The following is a 17,029-nucleotide window of genomic DNA, read 5'->3' as shown; positions in this document are numbered from 1 at the left end:
GGTTCACAGGCCCAGCGCGCCTGCATGCTGGTGCCAGAAGGCCGCATCGGGGAAGGTGCCGGCGCCGGCCGCGGCGTTGTCCGTCATGTGCTCCGCGCGGCTCGTGCCCGGGATCGTGCAGGTCACGGCCGGATGGCTCAGCACGAACTTCAGCAGCACCTGTGCCCAGCTCGTGCAGCCGATGTCGCCGGCCCAGGCGGGCAGCGGCTTGTCGCGCAGGCGGCGCAGCAGGCCGCCGCCGCCGAAGGGCATGTTGACGATCACCGCCACGCCGCGCTCGGCCGCGAGCGGCAGCAGGCGCTGTTCGGCATCGCGCGCATCGAGCGAGTAGTTGATCTGCAGGAAGTCGAGCTTCTCGGCGCGCAGCACCGCTTCGACCTCGTCGTAGGCCGAGGCGGTGTAGTGGGTGATGCCGATGTAGCGTACGCGGCCTTTTTCCTTCCAGCCGCGCAGCGTGGCGAGGTGGGTGCGCCAGTCGACGAGGTTGTGCACCTGCATCAGGTCGATCTGCTGCGTGCGAAGCCGAGTGAACGACTGTTCCATCTGCGCGATGCCGGCTTCGCGGCCCGAGGTCCAGACCTTGGTCGCGAGGAAGGGCCTGGCGCCCGGCTTGGCGGCGGCCAGCAGTTCGCCGGTGGTTTCCTCGGAGCGGCCGTACATCGGCGAGCTGTCGATCACCGTGCCACCGGCCGCGAAGAGCGCGTCGAGCACGCCGGGCAGGCGCCTGTATTCGTCGGTGCCGGGGCGCTGGTCGAAGCCGATCCAGGTGCCGCAGCCGACGACCGGCAGGGCTTCCTTCGTGGAGGGAATGGGGCGGGTGGTCATCTGCATCGCGGGCCTGCGGGGTGGCTGCTGGGCGAAGGAGGGGAGCGCGGCACCTGCGCACAGGGCTGCGCCCAGTCGGAGCAACCGGGCGCGCGTGAGGGCGTAAGGGGGTGCGTTCGTGAGGGGCGTCGTCACGAACGAAATTCTGCGCCCGCCATGCCGGCGGGCGGAAGGGCTCAGCGCAGGTAGCGCCCGTCGGCCTTGAGCATCGACAGCTCGGAGAAGGTCAGCCCGCGGTGCTCGCCGGGCCGGTACGACACGGCAATGCCGCCGAGGTCCAGCGTCTTGAACGACTCCAGGCCCTTCTGCAGCGACTCGGGCGTGGGATTGGCGCCCGCGCGCTTCAGGCCTTCGACCATGACCTTGGCCGTGACGTAGCCCTCCAGGCTCGCGTAGCTGAATTCGGTCATGCCGATCTTCTTCATCGCCGCCTGGTACTCGGCGATGACGGGCATCGCGCTGTTCCACGGGTAGGGCACGACCTGCGAGATGACCACGCCGGCCGCGTCCTTCTTGATGTCCTGGAACAGCTTTTGCCCATTCAGGAACGAGAACGAATAGAAGGCCGTCTCGCCGCCGGCCGCGCGGTAGGCCGCGATGAACTTCGCCGCCACGTCGTTGGTGGCCGACAGCACCACGGCCTTGGGCTTGAGCTTGGCCAGCTCGGCGGCGCGCTCGGCCGCGTCGGAGCCGTCGTTCTTGATGGCCACGCTGCCGACCATCTTGTCGCCGCGTTCGGCAATGAACTTCTGCGTGCTCTCCATCGCCGAGCGCGCGCCGGGGTTGTCGTTGTGCGCGAAGGCGATGCGCGACAGGCCGATGGTGAACAGGTGGTTCACGATGCGGCTGTATTCCTCGTCGAAGCTGATGCGCACCGGAAAGCCGAACTCGCTGAACTTCACCACCGGGCCCGCGCCCGTGTACGGGCCGACGACGGGAATCTTCAGCTCGTTGGCCGCCTTCAGCGCGCCGACCGCCGACGAGGTGCCGATGGGCATCAGCACGCCGATGGCGCCGTCTTTCACGAAGGTCTTGACGTTCTCCGCGCCCTTGGCGGGGTCGTAGGCGTCGTCGAGCTGGCGCAGCTCGACCGGCCGGCCGTTGACGCCGCCGCTCGCGTTCAGCGCGGTGAACATGGCACGGATGCCCACCAGCGGCTCGGTCGACAGCGACGCGAGCGGGCCGGTCTGCACGTAGGTCTGGCCGATCAGGAGCGGCTTGGCGGGCTGCGCCGAGGCGGGCACCCCTGCGAAGACGAGCGCGGCGAGGGCCAGAAACCGCAGGTGAATCATTTTGTGTCTCATGGTCACTAATTGTTAATAAACCGATCTTAAGGCGCGGGCCTTCGCAGGTAAATCGATCGCTGGTTGCGACCTGGGGAATACTGTATAAAAATACAGTTAACAACTGCAATCATGGGCCTCCCTTTCCTCGACTCCTTTTCCACCGCCGCGGGCCGCGGCGTCTGGCACGCCGACGAACTCGGCCTGGCCGACGCGCAGGTCGTGGCCACCGGGCATGCCGCGCTCGACGCCGAGCTGCCCGGCGGCGGCTGGCCCGTGGGCGCGATGACGGAGCTGCTGCAGGCCACGCCCGAGGCCCATGTCTGGCGCCTGCTGCTGCCCGCGTTGGCGCAGGCCGTGGAGGCGCGCGGCGGGCCGGTGGTGCTGGTCGGCGCGCCCTACGAACCCTGCGGCACCGCGCTGGCGGCACAGGGCTTGCCGGTGGAGGCGCTGATGTGCGTGCGCAGCGACGCCCCGGCCGCGCGGCTGTGGGCCTGCGAGCAGGCGCTGCGCTGCGCCGAGATCGCCGCCGTCGTCGCCTGGCTGCCGCAGGCCCGCGTGGGCGAGCTGCGGCGGCTGCAGCTGGCGGCCGCGCAGCACGAGGTGCTGCTGTTCGTGTGCCGGCCCGAGTCGGTGGCGCTGTCGGCCTCGCCCGCGCGCCTGCGCCTGCGCGCCGAGCGCTGCCCGGACGATCCGGCGCAGATCGCGCTGCACCTGCTCAAGCGCCGGGGGCCGCCGCTGGCCGCGCCGGTGCGGGTGCCGGCGCGCAACGCCCGCATGAGCGCGCTGCTGGCCGCCGCCCGCGTGCGGCGCCAGCTGCGTCTGCAGCCGCCCGTGGCACCGGCCGCCGCGCCGTCGGCCACGGTGGTGCGCATCGGCGCATGGAAAGGAGGCCCGGATGCACTGGATCGCCTTGCAGTGGTCGTCTGAAACCGAGGAAGCCGACGCCCCCGACATGCCTCCGCCCGAGGCCCTGGGCTGGTGGGCGCTGCAGTTCACGCCGCACGTCGCCTGGCAGGACGAGGCGCTGATGCTCGAGGTCTCGGCCTGCGAACGCCTGTGGGGCGGTCGCGCGCCGCTGATGCGCCAGCTGCTGGCCCTCAACCCTGCGCCCGACGCGCGCATGCGCGGCGCGCAGGGCGCCACCAGCCTGATCGCGCTGGCGCGGCTGCGCCTGTTCGCGCGCAACGAGCACCGGCCAGCCGAGGTACCGGCCGGCCTGCCGCTGGACACGCTGACGGCCGCGCAGGGCCACCTCGACCTGCTCGCGCGCCTGGGCTGTCGCACCTGGGGCGAGGTGGCGGCGCTGCCGCGCGGCGGGCTGGCGCGGCGCTTCGGCGCCGGACTGCGCGAGGCGCTCGACATCGCCTGGGGCCTGCGCCCCGAAAGCCACGCCTGGCTCACGCTGCCCGACGTGTTCGATCAGAAGCTCGAACTGCCCGCGCTGGCCGAGACCGGGCCCGAACTCATGTGGTCGGCCAACCGCCTGCTCTCGGCGCTGCAGATCTGGCTGCGCGCCCGCCAGCGCGGTGCGCGTGCGCTCGAGCTGCAATGGACGCTCGACCTGCGGCGCCTCAACGGCGTGACCCTGCCGCCGCACCAGCAGCTCACCGTGCGCACGGCAGAGCCCACGCAGGACATGGCGCACCTGCGCCGTCTGCTGTCCGAAAAACTCGCGCTCACCACGCTGGCCGCGCCCGCGAGCTGGCTGAAGTTGCGCACGCTTGAAACCGATCCGCTGGCCGGCACCAGCACCAGCTTCCTGCCCGAAGACAACCGCAAGGGCGACAAACTGCACGAGATGGTCGAACGGCTCAGCGTGCGACTCGGCGCCGACCAGGTGGTGGTGCCGATCGCGCAGGCCGACCACCGGCCCGAGCGCCAGCAGCGGTGGCGGCCCGCGCTGCAAAAAGAGAAAACGCCGGCGCCCGACAAGGCCCGCAAGGACGCCGCCTCGCAGCCCGATGCGATCTACCCGCCCTGGCTGCTGCCCGAGCCCTTGCGGCTCGAGATGGACGGCGAGCGCCCGTGCTACTGCGGGCCGCTGCGCAAGCTGGTCGGGCCGCAGCGCGTCGAGGCCGGCTGGTGGGGCGGCGAAGAAGACGGCGGCCAGCCCGCGATGCGCGACTACTACGTGGCCGAAAGCCCCGAGGCCGGCCTGGTGTGGATCTTTCGCGAGCGACCCGCCACGCGCTTTTCGTCGGGCGAGGTGCGCTGGTACCTGCAAGGCTTCTATGCCTGACCTGAGCGGCAAGGAAGAGCGCAAGCGCCAGCCCGCCAAGGTGCATGTGCTGCCGCAGCGGCAGAAGCCGGTGCCGGGGTTGCCCGACTACGCCGAGCTGCACTGCCTCACGAACTTCAGCTTCCAGCGCGGCGCATCGATGCCCGAGGACATGGTGGAGCGCGCCTATCACCTGGGCTACTCGGCGCTGGCGATCACCGATGAATGCTCGGTGGCGGGCATCGTGCGTGCCTATGTCGCATTGCGTGATCTGCCTGCGAAGCTCGACGCGTACGAGCGCGAGCACCCGGACGAACCACCGATCCCGCGCAACCCCGCCTTCCGCCTGCTGTTCGGCAGCGAGTTCCACTTCGAGCGCTTCAAGCTCGTGGTGATCGCGAACGACACCGAGGGCTGGGGCAACCTCTGCGAGTTCATCACCGCTGCGCGCAACACAGAATTGCCCAAGGGCGAGTACCGCGTGAGCTGGGAGGGCAGCGACGTGGCTTCGCTGCAGGACTGCCAGGTGCTCTTCGTGCCGCACCGTCCGCCGGGTGGCATGCCGGATGCAGCCTCCTTGCAGGAAGACCTGGCAGCGGCCAAGGCGCTGTACGGCGACAGCCTCTGGCTGGCCGTGGAGCTGTTCAACGAGTTTGACGACGACCTGTGGTTCGTCACGCTGATGCAGGCGGGCGAGCAGACGGGTGTGCCGCTCGTGGCGGCCGGCGACGTGCACATGCACGTGCGTGCCTGCAAGCCGCTGCACGACGTGTTGACGGCCGTGCGCGAGGGCAAGACCGTCGCCGAGTGCGGCTTTGCGCTGCAGTCGAATGCGGAGCGGCACCTGCGGCAGCGGGTGCGGCTGGCCGAGCTGTACCTGCCCGCGATGCTGGCGAACACGCTGGTGGTGACCGGGCGGTGCAGGTTCGATCCGAAGGTGATTCGCGACAACTACAAGTACCCGCTCGAAACCGTGGGCAGCAGCGAGACACCCTTGCAGACGCTGGTGCGCAAGACCTGGGAAGGGGCGGCCGTGCGCTACCCGGACGGCATTACCGACAAGGTGCGCGAGCAGGTAGAGAAAGAGCTCGTGCTGATCGCCGAACTCCAGTACGAGATGTTCTTTCTCACGGTGGAGGACATCGTGCGTTTCGCGCGCTCGCAGGGCATCCTCTGCCAGGGGCGCGGCTCTTCGGCCAACTCGGCGGTGTGCTACTGCCTCGGCATCACTGCCGTCAACCCCGACAAGGCCACCTTGCTGTTCGAGCGCTTTCTGAGCCGCCATCGCAATGAGCCACCCGACATCGACGTCGACTTCGAGCACCAGCGGCGCGAAGAAGTCATCCAGTACATCTACGAAAAGTACGGCCGCGAGCGCGCCGCCATCGCCGCCGTCGTCATCTGCTACCGCTCGCGCAGCGCCTTGCGCGACGTCGGCAAGGCCATCGGCATCGACGAGCGGCTGGTCGACGAGTTCGCCAAGGACCACTACTGGTTCGACGACACCGCGCTCGGCGAACAGCTCGACAAGGCCGCTGCGCGCGTCGGCGTGAAGGAAGACCGGCTCAAGCTGATGCAGTGGATCGAGCACACGCAAAAGCTCAAGGGGTTTCCGCGCCACCTGAGCCAGCACGTCGGCGGCTTCGTGCTCACGCACACCAGGCTCACGCGGCTGGTGCCGGTCGAGAAGGCGTCGATGAAAGACCGCTCGGTTATCCAGTGGGAGAAAGACGACCTCGAGGCCATGGGCATGCTCAAGGTCGACGTGCTCGCGCTCGGCATGCTCAGCGCCATCCGCCGCGGGCTCGATCACATGAACCGCTGGCGGGGCTCGATGATGGAGATGCACCACATCCCCAACGACGACCCCAACGTCTTCGACATGATCTGCGACGCCGACACCATCGGCGTGTTCCAGATCGAGAGCCGCGCGCAGATGTCGATGCTGCCGCGACTGAAGCCGCGCACTTATGAAGACCTGGTGATCGAGGTCGCGATCGTGCGGCCCGGGCCCATCCAGGGTGGCATGGTGCATCCGTACTTGAAGCAGCGCGAGCGGGTGGCCAAGGGCTTGGCGATCACCTATGAAAAGGAAGCACTCCGTCCGGCCTTGGAGCGCACGCTGGGCATCCCGATCTTCCAGGAGCAGGTGATGCAGATTGCGATGATCGCGGCCGGATTCTCTGCCGACGAAGCCGACCAGCTGCGCCGCGCCATGGCCGCGTGGAAGCGCAAGGGCGGCCTGGGCAAGTTCCACGACAAGCTCGTCAAGGGCATGACCGCCAACGACTACAAGGAAACTTTCGCCGAAGCCATCTTCAAGCAGATCCTCGGCTTCGGCGACTACGGCTTCCCCGAAAGCCACGCCGCGAGCTTCGCGCTGCTCGTCACCATCAGCAGCTGGCTCAAGAACTACGAACCCGCCTGCTTCCTCGCCGCACTGCTCGACTCGCAGCCGATGGGCTTCTACAGCCCCTCGCAGCTGGTGCAGGACGCGCGCCGCCATGGGGTCGAGGTGCGGCCGGTCGACGTCACGTGCAGCGAGATCGACACCACGCTCGAAGCCCGCGCGCCCGATGCGCCGCGCATGCCGCCAGGCACCGACACGCGCTACGCCGAGCGCCTGGGCAACGAGAACCAGCCGGCGGTGCGGCTGGGCCTGAACCGGGTCCTGAGCCTCAGCGAAGCCGGCGCCAGGCGTTTGCTCGCAGCGCGCGCGCAAGCACCTTTCACCAGCACCGAAGACCTGGCCCTGCGCGCCGAACTCGAAGGCAAGGACATGGTCGCGCTCGCCGCGGCCGATGCGCTGATGTCGCTCTCGGGCCATCGGCGCCAGCAGGTGTGGGATGCCACGGCGCAGCATCGCTCGTCGGCCCTGCTCAAGGGCGTGCCGATCCACGAACAGGCGCTGCTGCTGCCCGCCGCGCCCGAGGGCGAAGAGATCGTCGGCGACTACGCGGCACTGGGCCTCACGCTGCGCCGCCATCCGCTCGCGCTGCTGCGCCCGCGCCTGGCGCGCATGCGACTCCTGAGCGCGGTCGAACTGCGCGCCGCGCGCAGCGGCCAGACCGTGCGCGCCTGCGGCATCGTCAAGGGCCGGCAGCGGCCCGGCACCGCCAACGGCACCATCTTCGTCACGCTGGAGGACGAGACCGGCAACGTCAATGTGATCGTGTGGAGCCACGTCATCGAGGCCTGGCGCGAGCCGCTGCTCAAGTCGCACCTGCTCGCGGTGCAGGGCACCTGGCAGCGCGACGACGACAGCGGCGGCAAGGTGCAGCACCTGATCGCCACCGGCTTCAAGGACCTCACGCCGCTGCTGGGCCGGCTGGCGCAGAGCAACACCAGCCGTGACTTCCACTGAGGCATTGCGAATGCAACCGATCATTCCATGCCTCGCACCGCCCCTCACTTTTCGCTAACCTGTTCTTCCCATGTCCGCACTCGCCGCAACCGCCGCAATCGCTCTTGCCGATGAGGTCGTCGCCACGCCGATCGGCCCGCCGCCGCCCGCGCCCGATGTGCCCATGCCGCCACCGCCGCCGCCCGTGCGGCCGCCCGAAGGCGATCCGCCGCCCACGGTGCCCCCGGTGACGGACCCCGGTTTTCCGCCGCCGGTGAGCGACCCGCCGCCCCTGCAGACGGGCGTGCCCTTCGGCAAGCCGCACGCACGGCGCCTGCGCGAGATCTACCGTTCGGCCGGCTGGCCCTGCTGCGACACCATCGAGGTCGAGCTGCTCGCGGGCGGTTTTCTCGAACGCGTGCGCAGCGCGCTGGGCCACGAGACGCTGCGCGTGACCGACGCGGGCATTGCGCGCATTGCCACCACGCTCACGGTCAACCGCGCGGCGCTGTCGCCGCACGAGGCGCTGGTGGAGCGCGTGGCGCGCGAGATGACGCGCGGCGGCCGCATCGCCTGGCGCGGCCTGGGCCTGCGCGCCCGGCTGCCGCCGCTCGAAGAGGGCGGCAAGCCGCGCTGGTGCATGGCGCGGCCCGATGTCTTCTCGATTCGCAACACCAGCGTCGAGGCCTATGCGCACCCGATCGTGCACGAGGTGAAGGTCAGCCGCGCCGACCTGCTGGGCGATCTGCGCAAGCCCGACAAGCGCGCGGCTTATCTCGACCTGGGCGGCGAGTGCTGGTACGTGCTGGGCAACGACGCCAAGGGCCGCTGCATCGCGTCGCCCGACGAGATCCCGGCCGAATGCGGCGTGATGGTGCTCGAGGGCGAGCGCCTCGTGGTGGCGCGCGCCGCGGTGCACCGCGCCTTCGAGCGCATTCCTTTTTCGGTGTGGCTGGCGCTGGCCAAGGCGCAGCCCGTGGCGGGCTTCGAGGACGACGCGCAGGACCTGCTGATCTGAGCGGCGCCCTTCAGGTGCTTCAGGTGATGGCGTCGTAGTCGCGGTGCGCGACGGCGACCACGTTGCCCGGCTCGAACTGGCTCGCCATCTGGCGCAGGCCTTCCTCGCGGTCTTCGCGGCTGGCCTGCGGGTCGAACATCTGGTCGCAGAACTCGAGCAGGTCGCGCACGATGCGTTCGTGGCGGTAGTAGGCGAGGGCGAGCGTGTCGACCACTTCGTTCGTGCCGTAGCCCTGGAAGAACAGCGCTTCTTCGCGCGGCTGGTTCCACACGCCGCCGACCCCGCCGCCGATGAACATCAGGTCACGCTCCTTCGGCGCGAGGATGAGCGTGTCCCAGTCGACGATGCACAGCCGGTCGTCGTCGCCCAGCAGCACGTTGCCCGCGTGCAGGTCGGCATGGCACAGCACCTGCGGCAGCGACTTCTCGAGCAGGATCGAGGCGAGCTGCTCGCTGCGGTAGACGATCGAATCGATCTCTTCGTCGTGCACGTCCCAGAAGGCGAGGAAGCGCTTGACCAGATCGTCGCCCGCCACGCCGTTGATGAAGCGGCGCTGGTAGCGGCGCACGCCTTCGCGCCAGTGGTGCGAATAGCTTTCGCGCGGCAGGCCCGCGAGCAGCGATTCGGGCAACTCGGCGTGGTGGATGGCGTTGAGCGCAGTGCCGAGCGCGGTCCATTGCCGGTCGGTCGGCGTGCGCGTGAAGCCGTCGACGCCGTCGAAGAAGGGGTAGAGCGCCCAGTCGAAGCCATGGTCCTGCACGCTGAGTCGCCGCGTGCGCGTGAGCAGCGGGGCCATCACGGCGTCGATGTCATAGGTGTGATGGAGCACGGCCGGCACGTCGACCACGGCGGGTGTGAAACCGCCGCGGCGCAGCTTGAGAAAGTACGCGCGGCCGTCCGAGGCCTCGATGCGGAATGCGGCCGAATCGACGTCGGCGCCCAGCGGCAGGAATTCGGTGCGTGTCGCCTGGAGGCCGTAGGTTTCGGCGAGGCGCGCTTGAACGGCGTCGGGGGCGATATCGGGTGGTGTCAGCATGCGGCGGGCGTGGCGTGGGTTCGATGGGCGCCGAAAATTGTCTCACCCGATAAGGCCACGAAAGCCGGCCCGCCGTTGTCAGACGGCGTCTTCTTTGTCTTCTTCGTCGGCCTCGTAGGTGGCCAGCACCTTGTGCTCGACGGGATGCGAAGTGAACGAGCGCACGAGCAGGAATTTCCTCACGTGCCACGGGATCGGCGGCAGGCGCATCGGGTAGGCCGCGCCCTCGGTGCGGCGGGCGATGGTGATGTGCGGTGTGAACGTCGGCGTTTCCGTGACGATGCCCGCCTTCTGGACGGCACGCCCGATGTTCGCATGCAGGGTGCGCAAGGCGCCGTGCTCGGCGGGCTGCAGCACCGCGATGTCGTTGCGCCATGTGCGCGAGCTGTCCAGCACGAGGCTCATGGGCCGCACCCGAACCTGGGCGAGCGCTTCACGCAGGCGTTTCTCGACCTCCTTGGACTGGTCGCCGAAGCAGTGGAGCGTCAAGTGCAGTCGCGGGCTGCGAGGAAAGTAGTGGCCCTTGGGCCAGATCCACTCCTTGCGGTGCGCTTCGATCGCCGCTTGCACGTCAGGCTCGGGAAACAGTGCGATGAGAAGGTGGCGTTGCCTCTCGAAAGCGGGGGAGTCCCAGTCGGGTTCGGGCTCGTTCGCAAACGCATCGCCACGGTTGAAGTCGTCCATTGCAGTTCTCCGGGGGAAGAAGGATGAAAAGGCGGTTCAGGGCTCCGGCGGCCACCAATGCGCGGCCGTCGTCCGGATGACGCGCGCCACCTGAACGCGGATGTCATCCTGTTCGTTGCTGTCGTCGTGGCCGTGCTCCCGCGTCACGCGGAAGGGCCAGTTCGAAATCCGGCCTGTCTTGCCGGTGGTGCGCGAACGCGACTGCAACGGATGCTGTCGCGAGGAGAAAAAAAGCACCTGCGCGGAGGGCGCAGGCGGGTTGGCGGTGGTCATGGCGTCGCCTCGAATGTTGTTCTTGGAGACGATCCATTCTAGAGAAAAGACTGTATTTATGTACAGTATATTTGCAGTCTATCGAAGATCGTTGCCCAGCAAGGCGTCGAGGTCGATGGCCGCCGCCATCGCCCGGTAGCCGGCGTCGCCGGGATGCAGGTGGTCGCCCGAATCCATGGCGGCTTTCAGTCGGGTCGGCCGGGCCGGGTCGCGCAGCAGCGCGTCGACATCGACCACCGCATCGAAGGCACCGCCTTCGCGGATCCAGCGGTTGACGGCCTGGCGCACGGTGTCTTTCTCGGGCGAGTGGTGGCCGGCCAGCGGCGTGCCTTCGAGCGCACGTTCATTCGGCGGAATGGTGGCGCCCACGATGCGCACGTTGTGGGCATGGGCCATCTCGATCAGCTGGCGAAAGCCCTGGATCACGGCCTCGGCGCGCACCGCGGGCTCCTGCGGCGCGAAGGGGCCGCCGGGCCAGCCGATGTCGTTGGTGCCCAGCAGCACGACCATCGCGCGCACGCCGGGCTGCGCGAACACATCGCGGCCCGCGCGCTCGAGCGCCGCGCGGCCCATGCCGTCCTTCAGCAACCGGCCGCCCGAGATGCCCGCGTTGAGCACGCCCACGCCGCGCGGCGCGAGGCGTTCGGCCAGCGCGTCGGGCCAGCGCGTGTGGGCGCCGGGTGTCGAGCCGTTGCCGTCGGTGATCGAGTCGCCCAGCGCGACGACGGTGACGGGCGCCTGCGGCGTCTCGACGATCAGGCCGCTCACGTAGACGCGGGTGCTCCACGAGGTGGCGGCGGCCGGCAATCGCGCGGCGGCGCTCAGGTCGCCGTCGGCGATGTACAGCGTCTGCCGCGCATCGAAGTGAAAGCCCGCGGGCTGGCTGGGTTCCGGCAGGTAGAGCGACACGGCCACCTCGCTCAGCGCGGGCAGCGGCAGGTCGACCGGGTCGCTCACGAGGCGCGCGCCGGGTGGCAGCGTCACGTCGCTGCGGCCGCCGAAGCGCAGCACCCGGTCGCTGCCTTCGACCACCGCCGAGCCGCTCGCATGGCGGGCCACGCGGGCGGCGCCGATGTGCAGCGGCGTGGTGCCGCCTTCGTTGCTGATCACCACGCGCAGCCGCGTGCCGCCGATGCTCAGGCGCGCCACCTGGCGCAGCGTTTGCCGCTCGAAGCGGGCGGGGATGCCGATGGGCAGCACGAAGCTTTCGTCCCACAGCGGCTGGGTGGCGGCCATCCAGCTGGGGCTCCAGTGCGTGGGCGCTGCAACGGAGACGGTGGCGGCGCCCGCGAGGGAAAGGGCGAGCGCGCCCTGGCGCAGGAGGGAGGTGAGTCGCGAAGCGGTCATGTGAATGTCCTCAGGTGAAAGAAGTGTCGATGGACGAACTTTCTTTCATTCGAATCTCGAGGGGTAGAACGCAGAATGGCATGTATCGCATTCCTGAATCGAATGACCCCATGGACACCCTTCGCGCACTCTCCGCCTTCGTGCACAGCGTCGAGCTCGGCAGCCTCTCGGGCGCGGCCCGCGCGCTCGACACCACGCAGCCCACCGTGAGCAAGCTGGTCGCGGGGCTGGAGCGATCGCTGGGCGTGCGGCTGCTGCGGCGCGCGGCCACGGGCCTGAGCCTCACGGAGGAGGGCCAGCGTTTTCACGAACGCGCGCGCCGCATGCTCGAGGACTACGGCGACGCCGTGGCCGATGCGCGCGCGCAGGTGCAGCAGCCGCGCGGCCTGCTGCGCGTGAGCGCGCCGGTCACGCTGGGGCAGCGCCATCTCAACGCGATGGCGGTCGAGTTCCTGCGGCTGTACCCCGACATCGAACTGGAGCTGGTGCTCGACGACCGCTTCGTCGATCCGCGCGAGGAGCGCATCGACGTCTCGCTGCGCGTCGGCGGCGCGCTGCCGCCCGACCTCGTCGCGCGCCACCTCGGCAGCTGGCCGCGCGTGCTCGTCGCCTCGCCGGACTACCTGGCCGCACGCGGCAAGCCGCGCACGCCGCAGGACCTGCTGGCCCACGACTACCTGCGCTATGCGGCGGGCGACGACGGCGTGCTGCTCACGGGCCCCGACGGCGCGGTGGCCGTGCCGGTGCGCAGCCGCTACCGCGTCAACAACGCCGTGGCGTTGCTCGACAGCGTGCTCGCCGGCGCAGGCGTGTCGCTGCAACCCACCTGGATGGTCGCGGACCTGCTGGCGCAAGGGAAATTGGTGCGCGTGCTCGCGCGGCACACGGGGCCGGCGCAGGAGCTGCACCTGCTCTATGCGCCGCGCCGGCAGCTGCCGTTGCGCGTGCAGGTGCTGGTCGACTTCCTGGCGCAGCGCGTGGCGGCGCTGCCGGGGGCTGCGAAAGCGCCGCGGCGCTAGTCAAGCCGCCTTGCGGGCCACGCTCTTCGCGCGTTTGGCCGCCGCAGGCTTGTGCGCGGTCTTGCGTGCAGAAGCCGTCGACTTCGCCGCACGCTTCTTCGCCGCAGGCGGCGTGCGCTTGCCGCTGCGCAGGCTGCGCGCGAGCAGCTCGGTCAGGTCGATCACCTCGGCGCCGCCCTCCGGTGCTTCTTCTTCCGGCTGCACCACCGTCTCCGTGTCGCCCGCCTTGACCTTCTTCTCGACGATCTTCATCACCGCGTGCTTGAACTCGTCCTTGAATTCGTCGGGGTTCCACGGGCCCGACATGTCGCCGACCAGCTGCTCGGCCATCTTCATCTCGGCGGCCGACAGCTTCGCGCCCTTGATGCCGGCGGCCGGCAGGTCGAGCCCGTCGGCGTCCTTGATCTCGTCGCCCCAGCGCAGCAGGTTGAGCACCAGCACCTTGCCGAAGGGAATCAGCAGCGCCAGGTGCTGCTTGGTCGCGATCACCACCTTGGCCAGGCCGACCTTGCCGGTCTTCACCAGCACCTCGCGCAGCAGCGCGTAGACCTTCTGGCCCTTGTTGATCGGCGCGAGGTAGTAGGGCCGCTCCAGGTACACGAAGGGAATCTCGCCGACGTCGAGAAAGCGCTGGATCTCGATGGTCTGCGTGGTGCGCGGGTAGACGGCCTCGATCTCCTTGGGCGAGATCACGACGTACTTGCCGTCTTCGTACTCGAAGCCCTTGACGATCTGCTCGCGCGCGATCTCCTTGCCCGTGCGCTTGTTGATGCGCTTGTAGCCCACGGGGTCCATGCTGCGCTTGTCGAGCCAGTCGAAGTCGATGCCCTGTTCGGTGCTGGCGGTGTGCAGCCCCACGGGGATGTGGACCAGCCCGAAGGTGATGGCGCCTTTCCAGAGGGTTCTCGTGGCCATGGTGTGTCTCCTTGGTTATTTCTTGAAGCCGAGCCGCTTCATCGCCTCGCCCAGCGGCTGGCGCGTGGTCCAGTAGGCGGCCCAGGGGTCTTCGGACTGGAACGACAGGTGTTCGCGCGCGGTGGCGATGGTCCAGTGCGCGCCGCTCTTGAGGCCGGCGAGGTCGTCCCAACTCACAGGCATCGACACGCCCATGCCGGGCCGCGCCCGCGCCGAGTAGGCCGCCACCGTGGTCGCGCCCACGCCGTTGCGCAGGTAGTCGGCAAAGAGCTTGCCGACGCGGTTCGACGGCCCGCTCTTGGCCACGAACTTCGAGGGGATCACGCGGGCCATGTGCTGCACGATGGCGCGCGAGAAGGCCTTCACCGTGTCGTTGTCGTAGTGCATGCGCAGCGGCACGACCACGTGCAGGCCCTTGCCGCCGCTGGTCTTGAGCCATGAGGCCAGGCCCAGTTCGGTGAGCAGCGTGCGCATCAGCAGCGCGGCTTCCTGCACATGCGCCCACGGCGTGCCTTCGCCCGGGTCGAGGTCGAAGATCATGCGGTTGGGCCGGTCGAAGTGCGTCGAGGTCGCGTTCGAGGTGTGGAATTCGATCACGTTGAACTGCGCAGCGTTCAGCAAGGCCTCGCGCGCGCCGACCTCGAGCATCGACGGATGGCCGGGCCACAGGGCCGGGTCGAGCTGCTTCACGCCGGCGATGTGGACCTTCTCGGCATGCTTCTGGAAGAAGATCTCGCCGCCCACGCCCTGCGGCCCGCGCACCAGCGCGCAGGGGCGGCCCTTCAGGTGCGGCAGCATGTCGTCGGCCACCGATTCGTAGTAGCGCACGAGGTCGAGCTTGGTGCGGCCCGAGGCCGCATCGATCACACGCTCGCCGTGGCTCACGGCGACGCCGCCGACGGTGGAGGCGGATTTCTTCGATGAGGTCTTCATGGCCTTCGTGCCTTTTTCGCGAGGGACAAGTGCGATGTCGCGGGGCTCTTCATGCACGATCTCCGAGGCCGGCTTGTCGTCGCGCATCGCCACGAAGGACGCGTGGCGGATCTGCCCGTCCGGCGTCCATGCGGCGAAGCGCACCTCGGCCACGAGCCTGGGCTTCACCCAGTGCCGCGTGCCGCCCGGCCGGCGGCGGCCGGGCTTGGCCTCGCCGCCGGTGAACGGCGCGTGGTCGGTGTCGAGCGCGGCGAGCTGGCGGCGGATGTCGCGCGCTTCGCGGTCGTTCCAGCCGGTGCCGACGCCGCCGACCGACACCAGTTCGCCGTTCTTTGCGTGCACGCCCAGCATCAGGCTGCCGATGCGCGTCGGGCTGTCGGTGCGCAGCGTGTAGCCGCACACCACGAACTCCTGGCGCCGGATGCACTTGAGCTTGAGCCAGGTGTCGCTGCGGCGCGAGACATACGGCGCGTCGGCGCGCTTGGCGATCACGCCCTCGAGGTTCATGCGGCAGGCCGATTGCAGGATCGAGTCGACATCGGCCTCGAAGTCGCTGCTGAAGCGCAGGCGGCGCGTGGCGCGCGCGTCCATCAACTGCTTCAGCAGCCGGCGGCGTTCGGCGAGCGGCGTGTGGCGCAGGTCGAAGCCCTCGAAGAAGGGCACGTCGAACAGGAACATCACGATGGGGTCGGCGCGTTCGCGGTCGAGTGCGTTCTGCAGCGCGTTGAAGTCGGGCGTGCCGTCCTGGTCGGGCACGACGATCTCGCCGTCGAGCCAGGCGTTGCCGATGCCCAGGCGCTCCAGCTCGGCCACCAGCTTCGGCAGCTTCGCGCTCCAGTCGTGGCCGCCGCGCGTGAGCAGGCGCGCCTTGCCGTTGCCGATGCGCGCCATGAGGCGGTAGCCGTCGAACTTGATCTCGAAGATCCAGTCGCCGGGAGCGCCTTCGGGCACGCCGGTGGCCAGCGTCGCGAGCTGCGGCGAAAGCCTGGCGGGCAGGCGTGCCTTCACCGCGCCCGTTGCGGGCAAGGCTTGGGCCTTGGCCTTGGCGCTCTTGCGCGCCCCGGCCACGCTGTCGGGCAGCGCGGACACCACGTCGTACTCGGCATGCGAGCGCGCGAAGGCATCGCGCTTCTTGAACAGCAGCCAGGGCTCCTGCCGCTCGCCGCCCTTGGCAATCCTGACGAGTTCCCACAGCCCTTCGAGCTTCTGGCCGTGCAGCCGGAACGCGAGCTTGCCCGCGGCCAGGCCCTTGCGCGGATCGCCCACGGGTTCCCAGGTGCCGTGGTCCCACACGATGACGTCGCCCGCGCCGTAGTGGCCCTCGGGAATCGTGCCCTCGAAGCCGGCGTACGACAGCGGGTGGTCTTCCACATGCACGGCCATGCGCTTGTGCGCGGGGTCGAGGCTCGGCCCCTTGGGCACGGCCCACGACACCAGCACGCCGTCGAGTTCGAGCCGGAAGTCGTAGTGCAGCCGCCGCGCCGCGTGCTTCTGGATCACGAACGCGGGCGCGTGCGGCCGGGCCCTGCCGCCTTCGGCGGGTTCGTCGGTGACGGCGAAGTCGCGCTTCGCCTGGTAGGTTGCGAGGGGCGTGTCGGAACGGGCCATGGCCTCTGGTGTGCCCGCATTCGGGCCGCGCCGCATCGGCCAGGTGCCCGGTCTTCGTGTGGGCCAAGGCCGCACGCGCGCGCGAAGGCGGAGCGAGGCGCAGGCGGGTGCCAGACGGGTCCCACGCGCAGGCGCTGTGCCCTCCGACCGGCGCGCCGTGCGATCCGCAGAACATGGAGGCACTGCAGCCGCCAACCCGGAGGAGGCAGCCATGTGAGCCCGTGTGCATCGCACCAAGGAGACCCCATGACTTCGAAGCAGACCCCCGACCCGAAGCCGGCGAGCCCGGACCAGAACCCGCCGGAGAAGTTTCCGTTTCCCACGTCCGAGAACCACGGCAAGCCACCGGCCGAGCCTGCGAAGCCGACCGAGCAGCCGTCCAGCGAAGAAGCGCTCGACAGCGGCGTGGAAGAGTCCTTTCCGGCGAGCGACCCGGTGTCGGTCACCGTCACGAAGGTCAAGCTGCCATCGGGCGATGCGGACAAGGACAAGAAGCCCGAGGACAGGAAGGCCGACGCCTGAGG

14 protein-coding genes are annotated in these 17,029 nt (G+C 69.4%); 6 read left to right on the top strand and 8 right to left on the bottom strand.

Going from position 1 to position 17,029, the window contains the following annotated elements; translation table 11 throughout:
- Nucleotides 1-3 precede the first annotated feature (3 nt).
- Together ACAM52_RS14560 and ACAM52_RS14555 are read right to left on the bottom strand one after the other, a co-directional pair.
- A complete protein-coding gene (locus ACAM52_RS14560) occupies nt 4-831 on the bottom strand; it encodes an aldo/keto reductase (RefSeq protein WP_369647438.1) in 828 nt (275 codons plus the stop codon).
- Between the two features lie 170 nt (nt 832-1,001).
- Nucleotides 1,002-2,117, bottom strand: coding sequence for an ABC transporter substrate-binding protein (locus ACAM52_RS14555; protein ID WP_369647437.1), 1,116 nt, complete (start codon nt 2,115-2,117; stop codon nt 1,002-1,004).
- 123 nt (nt 2,118-2,240) lie between these two features.
- Between ACAM52_RS14555 and imuA the strand changes: the two genes are divergently transcribed.
- The 4 genes from imuA to ACAM52_RS14535 all read left to right on the top strand — a co-directional run bounded on the left by imuA (nt 2,241) and on the right by ACAM52_RS14535 (nt 8,690).
- Nucleotides 2,241-3,038, top strand: coding sequence for a translesion DNA synthesis-associated protein ImuA (imuA, locus tag ACAM52_RS14550; protein ID WP_369647436.1), 798 nt, complete (start codon nt 2,241-2,243; stop codon nt 3,036-3,038).
- The gene (locus ACAM52_RS14545) at nt 3,007-4,350 is read left to right on the top strand and encodes a DNA polymerase Y family protein (protein ID WP_369647435.1); all 1,344 of its coding nucleotides are present in this window, start codon (nt 3,007-3,009) and stop codon (nt 4,348-4,350) included. Before imuA ends, ACAM52_RS14545 begins: the two co-directional genes overlap by 32 nt.
- Nucleotides 4,343-7,693: an error-prone DNA polymerase gene (locus tag ACAM52_RS14540; protein ID WP_369647434.1), complete on the top strand. Its 3,351-nt coding sequence runs from the start codon at nt 4,343-4,345 to the stop codon at nt 7,691-7,693. Before ACAM52_RS14545 ends, ACAM52_RS14540 begins: the two co-directional genes overlap by 8 nt.
- A 70-nt stretch (nt 7,694-7,763) precedes the next feature.
- Nucleotides 7,764-8,690 (top strand): hypothetical protein, encoded by a 927-nt coding sequence (locus ACAM52_RS14535; RefSeq protein ID WP_369647433.1) that lies wholly within the window; start codon nt 7,764-7,766, stop codon nt 8,688-8,690.
- A 19-nt stretch (nt 8,691-8,709) separates the two neighbouring features.
- Here the strand turns inward: ACAM52_RS14535 and ACAM52_RS14530 are convergent, their stop codons facing one another.
- From ACAM52_RS14530 to ACAM52_RS14515, 4 genes are all read right to left on the bottom strand, one after another.
- Entirely contained in the window at nt 8,710-9,726 is a 1,017-nt protein-coding gene (locus ACAM52_RS14530) for a phosphotransferase enzyme family protein (RefSeq protein ID WP_369647432.1), read from the bottom strand.
- Between the two features lie 78 nt (nt 9,727-9,804).
- Entirely contained in the window at nt 9,805-10,410 is a 606-nt protein-coding gene (thpR, locus tag ACAM52_RS14525; protein WP_369647431.1) for an RNA 2',3'-cyclic phosphodiesterase, read from the bottom strand.
- A 36-nt stretch (nt 10,411-10,446) separates the two neighbouring features.
- Nucleotides 10,447-10,683, bottom strand: coding sequence for a hypothetical protein (locus ACAM52_RS14520; protein WP_369647430.1), 237 nt, complete (start codon nt 10,681-10,683; stop codon nt 10,447-10,449).
- A gap of 78 nt (nt 10,684-10,761) precedes the next feature.
- Nucleotides 10,762-12,030 (bottom strand): SGNH/GDSL hydrolase family protein, encoded by a 1,269-nt coding sequence (locus ACAM52_RS14515; protein ID WP_369647429.1) that lies wholly within the window; start codon nt 12,028-12,030, stop codon nt 10,762-10,764.
- A gap of 110 nt (nt 12,031-12,140) precedes the next feature.
- On the opposite strand from ACAM52_RS14515, the gene ACAM52_RS14510 reads away from it, so the two are divergent.
- Nucleotides 12,141-13,049 (top strand): LysR substrate-binding domain-containing protein, encoded by a 909-nt coding sequence (locus ACAM52_RS14510; protein ID WP_369647428.1) that lies wholly within the window; start codon nt 12,141-12,143, stop codon nt 13,047-13,049.
- Here the strand turns inward: ACAM52_RS14510 and ACAM52_RS14505 are convergent, their stop codons facing one another.
- On the bottom strand, nt 13,050-13,964 hold the full coding sequence (locus ACAM52_RS14505; RefSeq protein ID WP_095947520.1) for a Ku protein: 915 nt from the start codon (nt 13,962-13,964) through the stop codon (nt 13,050-13,052). It lies immediately after the preceding gene.
- 15 nt (nt 13,965-13,979) lie between these two features.
- On the bottom strand, nt 13,980-16,505 hold the full coding sequence (gene ligD, locus ACAM52_RS14500) for a DNA ligase D (RefSeq protein ID WP_369647427.1): 2,526 nt from the start codon (nt 16,503-16,505) through the stop codon (nt 13,980-13,982).
- Nucleotides 16,506-16,751: 246 nt separating this feature from the next.
- On the opposite strand from ligD, the gene ACAM52_RS14495 reads away from it, so the two are divergent.
- Nucleotides 16,752-17,027: a hypothetical protein gene (locus tag ACAM52_RS14495; protein ID WP_369647426.1), complete on the top strand. Its 276-nt coding sequence runs from the start codon at nt 16,752-16,754 to the stop codon at nt 17,025-17,027.
- The last annotated feature ends 2 nt before the right edge of the window (nt 17,028-17,029 follow it).

Source organism: Variovorax sp. V118, assembly GCF_041154445.1.
Taxonomy (GTDB): Bacteria; Pseudomonadota; Gammaproteobacteria; order Burkholderiales; family Burkholderiaceae_C; genus Variovorax; species Variovorax boronicumulans.
Note: the sequence above shows the minus strand (reverse complement) of the source record. Positions and strands in the feature narration are given on the sequence as shown.